An 11893-nucleotide genomic window follows, 5' to 3' on the forward strand; every position below is an offset into this window, starting at 1 on the left:
GTTCGAGCTGAGGCTACTGATCGCCCGCCAAAGGAGCGACCCGAACCGGAAATTGACCATCCGTTCCCGGTCACTGCCTGCGGCAAGTGCCCGTATGACCCCGCTGTGTGACAGCTGTACGGCATCCCGTGCTTTCTCCGGACACAACGATCCGCCCCCTCCGTGCGGTGCGGAGGGGGCGGATCTGCGGTCGCGCGCCGGGTCGGGCGGGGCGATCGACCCTGGGGAGGTGATCTAGTTGCCCGGCGCGCCGACCGGCTTGCCGTCGGGCGAGACGGCGTACCATGTGCCGCCCACGCCCTGACCGTTGGTGTCGCCCGGGGCCTTGTCCCCGGAGAAGGTGTAGATCGGCCAGCAGTTGACCGTCATCTGCTTGACGCCGTCGGGGCGCGAGAAGGACATCAGGCCCTTCTTCTTCACGCCCTCCGTGTCGTCGGCGTTCACCGGGCCGACGGCCGGCCACTTCTCCAGGCAGGCCCCGGTGCAGTTGGAGACCGGCTTCGGCCAGGCCTCGTCCTTCATGAAGCGGTAGACCGTCCGGCCGTTCTTGTCGACGACGATGTCGCCCAGCTTGGGGTCCTTGCGGACGGACAGACCGGGCAGGTCGGACAGCTTGGCCTTCTTGCCGTCGGGGGCGAGCGCGAACCACTTGCCGCCCACACCTTGGCCGTTGACGTCACCGGCGTTGACGTCCTTGGCATAGCGGTAGGCGGGCCAGCCGCCGATGGTGAGCTGCTTGGAGCCGTCGCCGCGGGTGACCTCGCCGAGCAGCGCCTTGTCGATGCCGGCGCCCGCGGTGGCGTCGTCGGCGGGGACCGGCGGCCAGGTGGTGGCGCAGTCGCCGTCGCAGTTGGACTTGGGCGGGTTGGCGGTGTCCTTGTCGAACCGGTAGAGGGTGAGCCCGGAGCCGTCGGTGAGCACATTGCCCAGGTCGGGGTTGGTGGCCACGGTGAGCTTGCCCGCGGGGGTGACCGGGGCCGGGGAGGCGGAACTCTTGCTGCCGTCGGCGCCGTAGCCGTTGCCCGCGCCGGTCGTGGCCGCGCTGCCCGGGTTGCCGTAGTCGCCGGCCGCCGCGGTGGCCCCGACGTTCTGGGCCGCCGAAGCGGGAGTGGCGGCGTTGTCCTGACCGCACGCCGTCGTGAGCGCCAGCACCGAAGCGGCTGTGGCCACCAGTGAGGCGGTCCGCCAGGAGGTATTCATCGTCAACTCCCCATTATCGCCTGGATTTTGCAGCGCCTGCTGTGCCGCCGCACGGCCATGGGTACGCACGGCGGGGGCCACTGTGTTCAACGGCGGCCGGAAATTCTTTCCGGATCCTGCGACGCGCCCGGGGCCGGCGGTGCGCACCTGGGGACGTATGACGCGTATTCAGGCTCTTCCGCTCGTCAAACCATTGATCGCACCATCTCCCTCTTTCGGAGCAATCTCGTCGCACTACGGCGTACAGCCGCGCTCCGCACCTCATGCTCTCCGTCGTGCATGGACCCGAAGTGACCCGACGCGCGCCCACCGCACGGGTGTTGGCCCTGTTGACGCTGACCTGGGCCCTGGTGGGCTGCCCGGCCGGTACCGCGTCGGCCGACGCCTGCGCGTACGCCTCGACGGGCCCGGACGGCACGGCGGCGGTGGCCTACGCCGGCGGCCACCACTGGCCGCCCCCGCCCTGCCCGACTCCGACCCCGCCGCCGTGTCCGCCCACGCCGACGCCGACTCCGCCGCCGAAGCCGCCGCCCGAGCCCAAGCCGACGCCCACGAAGCGTCCGGCGCCGAAGCCGACGCCCAGGCCGACGCCGAAGCCGCCACCCGAGCCCACCCCGAAACCGGCGCCGGAGCCGCCCACCCGGCCCGCTCCGGCGCCCCCGGCACCCCCGGCGCCCCGGCCGGCGCCCACGCCGAAGCCGGCACCCACCCCGAAGCCGACGCCCAGGCGTCTCCCGCGGCCCTCCGTGACCCCGGTGAGCTACCCGGCGTACCACCCCCATGCCGTCCGTCACCCCGCGCGCGGTCACACCTCGCCCGTCACCTATGTCCTGCTCATCACCGTTCCCGCGATCGTCGCCGTCGCGGCGCTGCGCCCGCGCTGACGCGCCGGCTCCCTCGCCTCTGGAGGCATCACTTGTCGGATTGGCTTGTTCTCGTCCTCGCGATGCTGGGGGCCTGTGCCGTGGTGGTCGTCATCACCCTGGTGCGGCACCGGACTGCGTCCGAGGACGAGGATCCCAGCGAGACCCCGGACGTCATCGAGTACATGACGATGTGGATCGGCGTCATCTACGCCATCGTCCTGGGTCTGGCCATCGCGGGCGTGTGGGAGGCCCGCAACTCCGCCCAGGACCATGTGCAGGCCGAGGCCCAGGCGCTGCACGAGATCTCCGAGCGGGTCCGGGTGTACCCGCCGGACGTCCGTGACCGTATCCGGGACGACGTGGACACCTACGTCGGTTACGTCGTCCACACCGAGTGGCGGAGGATGGCGGACGACGAGCAGGTCACGGACCGTGGCACCGAGCTGCTGGGGAAGGTCCGGGCGGACGTCACCGACTACCGGCCGAAGAACGATTTCGAGGCGCAGGCCTACCAGCCGCTCCTGGACCAGCTGGCCGCCGCCGACCAGGCGCGCAACGCGCGTGCCGACTCCACCGGGCCGACCATGCCGCCGGTCGTGTGGTGGGGGCTGATCACCGGCGGGCTGGTCACCATCGGGATGGTGTTCGCGCTGCAGATCCGGCGCACCAGACGGGAACTGCTCCTGGCCGGTCTGTTCTCCGCGACCATCGCCTTCATGCTGTTCCTCATCTGGGACTTCGACGCGCCGTTCAGCCGGGGCATCGCGGTGAACGCGGAGCCGTTCCTCAGTCTGTTCCCGGGCGTCACCGGATAGTTCCCCGACCGCCTGCCCCTCCGGGCCGGCGGCCATGGCAGGCCTTCGCCTCCGCTTCCGCACGGGACCGGGGCGAGGGCCTGTCGTCGTCGTGCGGTGCCCGGTCGCGAGGACGGATCCGGCGGACTCGGTGGCGGGCCCAGGGGTTCAGACACGCTTCTCGTTCCGGCGACGCAGCCAGAAGACACCTCCCCCGATCACGGCCGCGGCCACCAGGCTGCCGCCGATGACCATGTCGGTGGGCGTGGCGCCGCCGGTCCTGCTGCCGCCGATACCGCCGTTGACGCCGCCGAGCACGGTGAAGGCGTCCCGGCGGGTCAGGGTGCGGCCGTCGCAGCGGACGGTGACGTCGTACCGGCCGCGGCGGGCGTCGCGGTCGACGATGGCGACACCCCGGGCGGTGTCGTCACGGAACGGCTCCAGCGGGATGGTGCCGAAGGCGTCGGAACTCGCCGTGCCGCTTCGGCAGCCGTTGACGATGACGGTGAGGCGGCCTCCGGCGGAGACGACGTCGGGCGTGACGAAGATGTCGCGGCTGTTGCCGAAGTGGTCCCCACGGCCCTCGCCTCCGAAGTCGTCCCCGCGACCGAAGTCGTTGCCTCGGTTTCCTTCGCCCCCACGGCCGTTGCCCTCGCCCCCACGACCGTTGCCCTCGCCCCCACGGCCGTTCCCGAAGCCTTCACCGCCGCGGCCGTTCCCGTTGCCCTCGCCCCCACGGCCGTTGTTGAAGCCGTCGCCCCCACGGCCGTTCCCGTTCCCGTTGAAGTTGCCGTTCCCGTTGCCGGGGAAGCGGCCGTTGCCGTTGAAGTTGCCATTGCCGTTGCCGTTGAAGTTGCCATTGCCGTTGAAGTTGCCGTTGCCGGGGAAGACACCGTTCCCGCTGAAGGTGCCGATGTTGCCGGTACCGGGGACGATGACTGTGGTGTCGGTGTTGCTCGGACCGCCCCCATTGCCCATGCCGTCCGCGACGGCCACGGGGGCGGCGAGCCCGAGCACGGCGACCGTGGTGCAGGCCGCCGCCAGGGCACGTTGGTTGCGCATGTGATCCTCCGCGGGAGGTCACCGGGTCCCGTCCCCGGTGGATCGGCGAGGAAACACCTCCCGGAACGACCCTCAGACTCGCGGAACACGCCCGCATGTCGAGAATGGTCCGTCCTGGTGATCCGACACGCCGACAGAAAACCACACAATCGGATATTGCCGCAGGTCACGGACCGTCAGAAAATTCCTGGGAACGGCAACTCGGATGGCGCACCGAACGGTCGTCGGGCCACCCGTTCGCCGATCACCCCGTCGCCCTTCGCGCGCGCGGGATTTAGCGTTTTCCCATGCGCGATGGACGTGGCGACGACCGCGTCGAAAGGGGAAGGCGAATGTCTGCGTCCAAGCTGGCCGAGCTTGCCGAGGAGGAGGAGCGGCGGAGGAAGCGCGCGCCGTGGGGCGTGATAGCGCTCGTTCTGCTGACCGGTCTGGCGCTCATCCGGAACGGTTCGGGGGAGTTCGACGTCGGCCCGCCGCAGCCCGCCTCGGCCGCGGCCCCGGACGCCCGCGCCACCCTGGGCAGCTTCGCGCCCGCGCCCGCCTCGCTGCCGTTCTCCCCCGTGGCCCGGGTCCGGATCCCCGCGATCCAGGTGGACGCGCCCGTCGTGCCGGTCGGCCTGGACACGGACGGCTGGGTCGCCGCGCCGCCACCGGACAACCCCAACCTGGCCGGCTGGTTCACCGGCGCCGTCTCCCCTGGCGAGAAGGGCACCGCGGTCGTCGTCGGCCATGTCGACAACAAGCAGGGCCCCGCCGTGTTCTACGGCCTCGGCGCGCTGAAGAAGGGAAACCAGGTCGAGGTCTCGCGCCAGGACGGAAAGACCGCGGTGTTCGAGATCTACGGCATCGAGGTCTTCGAGAAGAACAATTTCCCCGGCGACCGGGTGTACGGCTCGAAGGGCACACCGGAACTCCGGGTCATCACCTGCGGCGGCGGTTTCTCGAAGCAGAACGGCTACGAAGGGAATGTCGTCGTCTTCGCCCGCCTGGTCGGGGTCATGTGAACCTCCGTGGCCCGGCGGGCGAAGGACGGGGAACGGCCGGGAACGCGCGGGAACGGGCGGGAATCGTCACACTCGGCGGCGCGGCACGGTGAGGTGATATCCGGAGTCGAGCAGATACGGGAGCCATTCCCGGATCGCGCGGACGGTCTGCGAGCGGTCGCCCCCGGCGTCGTGGGAGAGCACCACGACGCCGGGGGCGGCTCCGTTCTCCACCTGGTCGATGATGGTGCGGGTGCCGGGCTCCATCCAGTCGGTGGTGTCCACGGTCCAGGCCAGCGGCTCCATGCCCATCTCGGCGCCCAGCTGGAACGTGGCGCGGTTCCAGGCGCCGTAGGGGGCGCGGAACCACTGGGGGCGCTCGCCGTAGGCGTCCTGGATGACATCGCTGGTGCGCTCCATCTCGGAGCGGATCTCCTTGCGGCGCAGGGTCGTCAGCAGCGGGTGCGTCCAGGTGTGGTTGCCGACGACATGACCCGCGTCGGCCATGCGGGCCAGCAGTTCCCTGTTGTCGGCGACGCACTCCCCGCACACGAAGAACATCGCCCGGACGTCGTACCTGGCGAGGGTGTCCAGGATGTGCGGGGTGTAGTCCGGGTGGGGGCCGTCGTCGAAGGTCAGCACCATCCGCCGGCCGCGTCCGGAGATCTGCAGGATGGGCTCCTCGCGCACCTTGAGCTTGCGGGGCGCGGCGCGCGGCGGCCCGTATCCGGTGAGCGGCTGGAGCCGGAAGGAGGAGGGCTTGAGAGCCTGGCGGGCCTGCGGGCCTGCGGCGGGTGCCGCGGCGGTTCGGGGGGTCTCCTCGCCGACCTCCGCAAGGACGGCGCCGGCGGTGCCCGCGGCTCCCAGGGCGGCGGCACCGGAGAGGAGCATCCGGCGCCGCGTGAACAACTGATCCTTCTGCATGACTCATCAGTCGCCCCGGCAGGCTCCGGCGCACCACAACGGCACCGTGCGGCGGCGGGAATGCACCCGGACAGCGGAGTGACGGGATCTCTCAGCGGCGGCGCACGAGCGGGAACGGGAGCGTCTCGCGGATCGTCAGGCCGGTGAGGAACATGACGATCCGGTCGACGCCGAGGCCGAGGCCGCCGGTCGGGGGCATGGCGTAGGCGAGGGCCTGGAGGAAGTCCTCGTCCAGTTCCATGGCCTCCGGGTCGCCGCCGGCGGCCAGCAGCGACTGCTCGGTGAGCCGGCGGCGCTGTTCGACGGGGTCGGTCAGCTCCGAGTAGGCGGTGCCGAGTTCGGTGCCGAAGGCGACGAGGTCCCAGCGTTCGGCGAGCCGCGGGTCGGTGCGGTGCTGCCGGGTCAGCGGGGAGACGTCGGTCGGGAAGTCCTTGTAGAAGGTCGGCGGTCCGGTCCGGTGCTCGACCAGCCGCTCGTACATCTCCAGCACGACGTCACCGGGCCCGTCGTCGGCGATGTACGGCACTCCGGTGCGGTCGCACAGCCGGTGCAGCCGCAGCAGTTCGGTGCCGGGGCCGATCTCCTCCCCGAGCACCTCGGAGAGCGCCCCGTACACGGTCTTCACCGGCCAGGTCCCGGAGATGTCGTACTCCACCGCGTCCTTGCGGGCCACCGGGGAGCCGAAGACGGCGGTGGCGGCGCCCTGGATCAGCTCGCGGGCGAGGTCGAGCATGACGTCGTAGTCGGCGTGCGCCTGGTAGGCCTCCAGCATCGTGAACTCGGGGTTGTGCTTGTAGGAGACGCCCTCGTTGCGGAAGGTGCGGCCCAGCTCGAAGACCTTCTCCAGGCCGCCGACGCACAGCCGCTTCAGATACAGCTCGGGGGCGATGCGCAGGTAGAGGTCGAGGTCGTAGGCGTTGATGTGGGTGGTGAAGGGGCGGGCGTTGGCGCCGCCGTGGATCTGCTGGAGCATCGGGGTCTCGACCTCCAGGTAGCCGCGGTCCAGCAGGCCCTGGCGCAGGGCCTGTACGGCGGTGGAGCGGGCGCGGACGACGGCGCGGGCGTCGGGGCCGGTGATCAGGTCCAGGTGGCGGCGGCGGACCTTGGCCTCGGGGTCGGTGAGGCCGCGGCGCTTGTCGGGCAGGGGGTGCAGGCATTTGCCGGTGAGCTGCCAGGAGGTGACGAAGACGGTGGGTTCGCCCCGGTCGCTCGGCCGGGCGTGGCCGGTGACGGTGATGTGGTCGCCGATGTCCGTGTCGGCGGTGAACCGGTCGAGTGCCGGGCCGGAGCCGTCTCGGGTGAGGGCGATCTGGTGGTCGCCGGACCAGTCGCGCAGCACGGCGAAGACGATGCCGCCGAAGTCGCGGACCAGCATGACGCGTCCGGCCACCGTGACGTGCTCGCCGGGCGGGATGTCGGCGAGCGCATGGGTGGGCGCGGGGACGCCCACGGGGTAGGGGTCGGTGCCGGTGGCGCGCAGCCGGTCGAGGGTGCGGTAGCGGACGCGGACCTGGTCGGGCAGGCCCGCGTCCGGGGCGGCCGGCCCGGCCTCCTCCCCTCCGCCGAGGCCGGGCACCGGCACGGACGGCGGGCCCGCCGTGGCGGCGGGCCGCTGTCCGGTCCTCGGGTGCCCCTTTCCCCAGAGTTTGCGCAACGACGGTACGGAGACGAAGCCTTCGGCGATGCCGGAGGCGAGGCCGATGCGGGCGAGGGAGGCGGCGTCGCCGTAGCAGATGAAGCGCGGGTACCACTCGGGGTGGTACTTGGCGTTGGAGCGGTACAGGGCCTCCAGCTGCCACCAGCGGGAGAAGAACAGCAGCAGCCGGCGCCAGAGCCGGAGGACCGGCCCCGCGCCGATGCGGGCGCCCTCCTCGAAGACGGAGCGGAAGACGGCGAAGTTGAGGGAGATCCGGCGCACGCCCAGCTTGGGCGCGGCGGCGCACAGTTCGGCGGCCATGAACTCCATCACGCCGTTGGGGGCGGCCCGGTCACGGCGCATCAGGTCCAGGGAGATGCCGTCGCCGCCCCAGGGCACGAAGGAGAGCAGCGCGAGCAGCCGGCCGTCGTCGCCGAGGGCCTCCACGAGGAGGCAGTCGCCGTCGGCGGGGTCGCCGAGCCGGTCCAGGGCCATGGAGAAGCCGCGCTCGGTCTCGGTGTCCCGCCAGGCGTCGGCCTTGTCGACGATCTCCTCCATCTCCCGTTCGGTGAGGGCGGCGTGCCGGCGGATCCGGCAGACGGCCCCGGTGCGGCGGACCCGGTTGACGGCCTGCCGGGTGACGCGCATGTCCCGGCCGCCCAGGTCGAAGGAGGCCACATGCACGATGGCCTCGTCGCCGAGCTGGAGGGCGCCGAGGCCGGCGCGGGCGTAGGCGCGGGCGCCGGCCTCGGAGGCGCCCATCACGGCGGGTGCCCAGGCGTACCGGCGGGCCATGTCCAGCCATGTGTCGACGGCGTGCGGCCAGGCCTCGGGGTCGCCGACGGGGTCGCCGCTGGCCAGGCACACGCCGGCCTCGACGCGGTAGGTGACGGCCGCCTTGCCGCTGGGCGAGAAGACGACGGCCTTGTCGCGCCGGGTGGCGAAGTAGCCGAGGGAGTCCCGCTCGCCGTACGTCTTGAGCAGGGCGCGGATGCGGGCCTCCTCGTCGCCGTGCAGGGCGGCTTCCAGGCGCTGCGAACGGAAGAGGGCGGCGGCGGCGTTGAGCAGGGCGAGCGCGCCGAGCAGGCCGAGCACGAAGGTGACCTGGCGCGGTGGGAGGCCGTCGAAGGAGCGGGCCGAGACCAGCCCGCCGCACACCCGGTCGGCCGCCCAGGCCAGGTGCTGGCCGGCCGGGAGCGTGCCCGGGAAGAGCTGCAGCAGGCCCCAGCCGAGCAGGATCGCCACGGCCAGCCCGGCCAGCAGCACGGCGAGGGCCCGCCACACGGCCCCGCGGCGGGAGGCGGCGTAGAACTCCCCGCGGGCCACGATCAGCAGGAGCAGCAGCAGGGCGCACAGCACCAGGGACGGCAGCGACGCGGCGTACAGGCCGACGGCCACGCCGAGCGCGTCGGTGAGGACGAGCAGGCCGAGGTAGACGACGACCAGCCACCAGGCGATCTTCTTGCGGGCGGCGGTGGCGCCGGCCAGCAGGAACAGGAAGACGGCGTAGGCGAGGTTGGCGCTGACGGGGACCAGCAGCAGGTCGAGGGCGCGGGCGACCGGGCGGAGCGGGCGGCGCAGCGGGGCGATGACCGCCAGCAGGGCGCACAGCAGGCCGAGCGCGGCGAAGAGAGCGGCGAAGGCCTCCGGGACCCAGCCGAGGCGCCCGCCGGCGGGCGGGCGTATCGAAGCCGTGGTGTCCTTCCGTGCGGCGGGCTCCGCGGTGCCGGTCATGGTTCCGACTGTAGGAAGGGGCCGGGCGGCCCGCCCGTCGAGCGGGCCGCCCGCCGGACGGAGCCGCCGCTTCCGATAGCCTCGGGCCGTGACGGAACAGCACGAGGACGCCTCGCACTCGCACCAGTTCGAGCTGGGCACGGACGGCCCGAAGGTCATCGTGGTCGGTGTGGACGGCTCCGACTCCTCGATGCGTGCCGCCGCCTACGCGGGCGGTCTGGCCCGGCGGCAGCGGGCGCTGCTGGCCGTGGTGTACGTGCAGCCGGTGCTCGCGGCCGGTGCGGCGCTCGGGGCGCCGGTGGCGGAGACGACCGACGAGATCGCCGCGGACCTGCTCGCGCAGATCCGGGAGGCCGCCGAGCGGGTCAAGGGGATGTTCGAGGTGCGCTGGGAGTTCCACACCTTCCGCGGCGATCCCTACAACGGGCTGGTGAAGGCGGCGGACGAGCTGAAGGCGGACGCGGTGGTGGTGGGTGCGTCGGAGCAGGCCGGGCACCGGATCATCGGCTCGGTCGCGATCCGGCTGGTGAAGGCGGGGCGCTGGCCGGTGACCGTCGTACCGTAGGCCGCCACAGCAGCACCGGGGTCGCAAGCAGCAGCACCCCGGCCACGGCGAGCGCGGTGCGCGGGCCGGTGAGGGCGGCCAGCAGGCCCCACAGCGCGGTCACCACGGCGGTGACCGCCTTTCCGGTGACCGACCAGGCGGCGAGGGTACGGGCCACCCGGTCGGCCGGGGTCAGTTCGAGGCGCTCGGCGGCGAGGACGGAGCTGTACATGCCCGCGCAGGTGATCAGGCCGGCTTCGACCGCCATCACCAGCAGCAGGCCGGGGACGCCGGGGCGGACGAAGGCGAGCCCGACGGGCCAGCAGGCGCGCAGCACACCGGTCGTCAGCAGCACCCGGCGGCGGCCGTGGCGGGCGGCCAGCGGGCGGGCCAGCCGGGAGCCGAGCAGGCCGCCGAGGCAGGGCACCGCGAAGGCGAGGCCGTACTGCCAGGGCGCGAAGCCGAGCGGGCCGAGCATGAACACCGCGAGCACCGGCGAGCCGGCCATGATCAGGGCGTTGACCAGCATCCCGTTGAGGAACAGCGGGCCCAGGGCGGGGCTGGTGAGCAGGTGCCGCCAGCCGTCGAGCAGGTCACCGGCGCGGAAGGCGGCGGGGCGGCGGGCGGGGCGGGGTTCGTCGGTGCCGATGGCCCGGATGCCGAGGGCGGACAGCAGATAGCTGAGGGCGTCGGCGGCCACCGTCGTCAGCGGCCCGAGCAGGCCGACCGCGGCGCCGCCGAGCGGGGGCCCGAGCACGGTGGCGGTCCAGGTGGTGGACTCGAACCTGCTGGTGGCGGTGAGCAGTCCGGCGGGCGGCACGAGTGCCTTGAGGTGGGCGCCGGAGGCGGCGGTGAAGGTGATGTCGGCCGCCGCGACGACCACGGAGACGGCCAGCAGCTGCCCGAAGCCGAGCATGCCGAGCGCGTAGGCGGCCGGCAGGGTGAGCAGCGCGGCGCAGCGCACCAGGTCGGCCGCGATCATCACCGGCCGCTTGCGGCGGAACTCGATCCAGGGTCCGAGGGGGACGGCGGCCACGGCGCCGACGGCCGGTCCGGTGGAGGCGAGCAGCGCCACCTCGGCGGATCCGGCGTGCAGCACGAGGACGGCGATCAGCGCGAAGGCGTCGAAGGCCAGCCAGGTGCCGACGGCACTGACGGAGTACGCGGCCCACAGCCATCCGAACTGCCGCCCCAGCTTCACTGCCGCCCCCGTTTCCCGCACAACCGTCTGTCGACCCCGGACATGAAAGCCAGCGGGCGGGGCTCGGCGCAAACAACCGAAAGACCACCGGCCAGGCGTCGGCCGTCCTCGGCATCACCCAGCAGGCCGTGTCCAAGCGGATCGCGGCCCTGGAGAAGGACCTCGGGGCGCGGCTGTTCACCCGGACCGCGCGGGGGGGGGGCGGAGCCGACCATCGACGGGCAGGCGTTCCTGCCGCACGCGCGGGAGCTGCTGGCGGCGTGCTCGGGGCCCGGCTGGCGCCCGCGGCCCTGCTGCGCTCCTTCCATGAGGCGCAGCCCGGCACGGCGCTCGACGTGGTGACGCTCTTCGACGCGAGCACGGCCGTGGCCGCGGTGCGGGCGGGCACGATCGACGCGACCTTCCGCGCGGTCACCACCCGGCTTCCCGCGGGGCTGCGGGCCGCCCGGGTGCTGGACGAGCCGGTGCAGCTGGTCACCGGCCCCCGGCATCCCCTCGCCGGGGCCCGGTCGGTGACGCCGGCGCGGCTGGCCGGGCACCGGATCTGGATGCCGGGCATCGTGGACGGCACCGAGTGGGCGGCCTACTACGCGGCCCTCGCCGCCGAGTTCGGGCTGACCATCGACTCGGCCGGCCCCGACTTCGGCACGGAGCCGCTCCTCGACGCGATCGCCGGCTCCTCCTCGCTCGCCACCTTCGTCGGCGAGCAGACCCGGCTCGTCCGGCCCGCCGGGCACGATCTGCGGCGCATCCCGCTCACCGACCCGACGCCGGTGTACCCGCACTCCCTGGTCTGGGCCGCGGCCAACGCCCATCCGGGGCTCGCCGCGCTGCACGCCCATCTCGCCGCCCGGCGGCCGGCCCGGCCGGCCGCCCGGACATGGACACCGGCCTGGGCCGTGCGTGGCGTCTTCCCTGAGGCACCGCGCTGAGCCATCATGATCCGCCG

The 11893-nt window shown here is 72.9% G+C and carries 10 protein-coding genes and 1 pseudogene; 5 read left to right on the forward strand and 6 right to left on the reverse strand.

Going from position 1 to position 11893, the window contains the following annotated elements:
- Nucleotides 1–234: 234 nt before the first annotated feature.
- Entirely contained in the window at nucleotides 235–1200 is a 966-nt protein-coding gene (locus ABZ937_RS07130) for an SCO0930 family lipoprotein (protein ID WP_361687048.1), read from the reverse strand.
- Nucleotides 1201–1630: 430 nt separating this feature from the next.
- On the reverse strand, nucleotides 1631–1891 hold the full coding sequence (locus tag ABZ937_RS07135; protein ID WP_361686738.1) for a hypothetical protein: 261 nt from the start codon (nucleotides 1889–1891) through the stop codon (nucleotides 1631–1633).
- 64 nt (nucleotides 1892–1955) lie between these two features.
- On the opposite strand from ABZ937_RS07135, the gene ABZ937_RS07140 reads away from it, so the two are divergent.
- Both ABZ937_RS07140 and ABZ937_RS07145 read left to right on the forward strand, forming a co-directional pair.
- Nucleotides 1956–2084, forward strand: coding sequence for a hypothetical protein (locus ABZ937_RS07140; RefSeq protein ID WP_361687060.1), 129 nt, complete (start codon nucleotides 1956–1958; stop codon nucleotides 2082–2084).
- Between the two features lie 32 nt (nucleotides 2085–2116).
- Nucleotides 2117–2881 (forward strand): hypothetical protein, encoded by a 765-nt coding sequence (locus ABZ937_RS07145; protein ID WP_361686741.1) that lies wholly within the window; start codon nucleotides 2117–2119, stop codon nucleotides 2879–2881.
- A 147-nt stretch (nucleotides 2882–3028) separates the two neighbouring features.
- Here the strand turns inward: ABZ937_RS07145 and ABZ937_RS07150 are convergent, their stop codons facing one another.
- Nucleotides 3029–3922 (reverse strand): hypothetical protein, encoded by an 894-nt coding sequence (locus tag ABZ937_RS07150; protein ID WP_361686744.1) that lies wholly within the window; start codon nucleotides 3920–3922, stop codon nucleotides 3029–3031.
- Nucleotides 3923–4254: 332 nt separating this feature from the next.
- Between ABZ937_RS07150 and ABZ937_RS07155 the strand changes: the two genes are divergently transcribed.
- Nucleotides 4255–4926, forward strand: coding sequence for a class F sortase (locus tag ABZ937_RS07155; RefSeq protein WP_361686747.1), 672 nt, complete (start codon nucleotides 4255–4257; stop codon nucleotides 4924–4926).
- A 66-nt stretch (nucleotides 4927–4992) separates the two neighbouring features.
- Here the strand turns inward: ABZ937_RS07155 and ABZ937_RS07160 are convergent, their stop codons facing one another.
- Nucleotides 4993–5829, reverse strand: coding sequence for a polysaccharide deacetylase family protein (locus ABZ937_RS07160; protein ID WP_361686750.1), 837 nt, complete (start codon nucleotides 5827–5829; stop codon nucleotides 4993–4995).
- A gap of 91 nt (nucleotides 5830–5920) precedes the next feature.
- Nucleotides 5921–9199 (reverse strand): bifunctional lysylphosphatidylglycerol synthetase/lysine--tRNA ligase LysX, encoded by a 3279-nt coding sequence (lysX, locus tag ABZ937_RS07165; RefSeq protein ID WP_361686753.1) that lies wholly within the window; start codon nucleotides 9197–9199, stop codon nucleotides 5921–5923.
- An 88-nt stretch (nucleotides 9200–9287) separates the two neighbouring features.
- On the opposite strand from lysX, the gene ABZ937_RS07170 reads away from it, so the two are divergent.
- Nucleotides 9288–9764: a universal stress protein gene (locus ABZ937_RS07170; RefSeq protein WP_361686756.1), complete on the forward strand. Its 477-nt coding sequence runs from the start codon at nucleotides 9288–9290 to the stop codon at nucleotides 9762–9764.
- Here the strand turns inward: ABZ937_RS07170 and ABZ937_RS07175 are convergent.
- Complete coding sequence (locus ABZ937_RS07175; RefSeq protein WP_361686759.1) at nucleotides 9700–10944, reverse strand: MFS transporter; 1245 nt, start codon at nucleotides 10942–10944, stop codon at nucleotides 9700–9702. The two genes, ABZ937_RS07170 and ABZ937_RS07175, sit on opposite strands and share 65 nt — an antisense overlap.
- A 92-nt stretch (nucleotides 10945–11036) precedes the next feature.
- On the opposite strand from ABZ937_RS07175, the pseudogene ABZ937_RS07180 reads away from it, so the two are divergent.
- Nucleotides 11037–11876, forward strand: a pseudogene (locus ABZ937_RS07180) (LysR family transcriptional regulator); the annotation flags it as partial.
- Nucleotides 11877–11893: the final 17 nt, after the last annotated feature.

It is taken from the genome of Streptomyces sp. NPDC046727, assembly GCF_040645635.1.
In the GTDB taxonomy this organism is placed as follows: domain Bacteria; phylum Actinomycetota; class Actinomycetes; order Streptomycetales; family Streptomycetaceae; genus Streptomyces.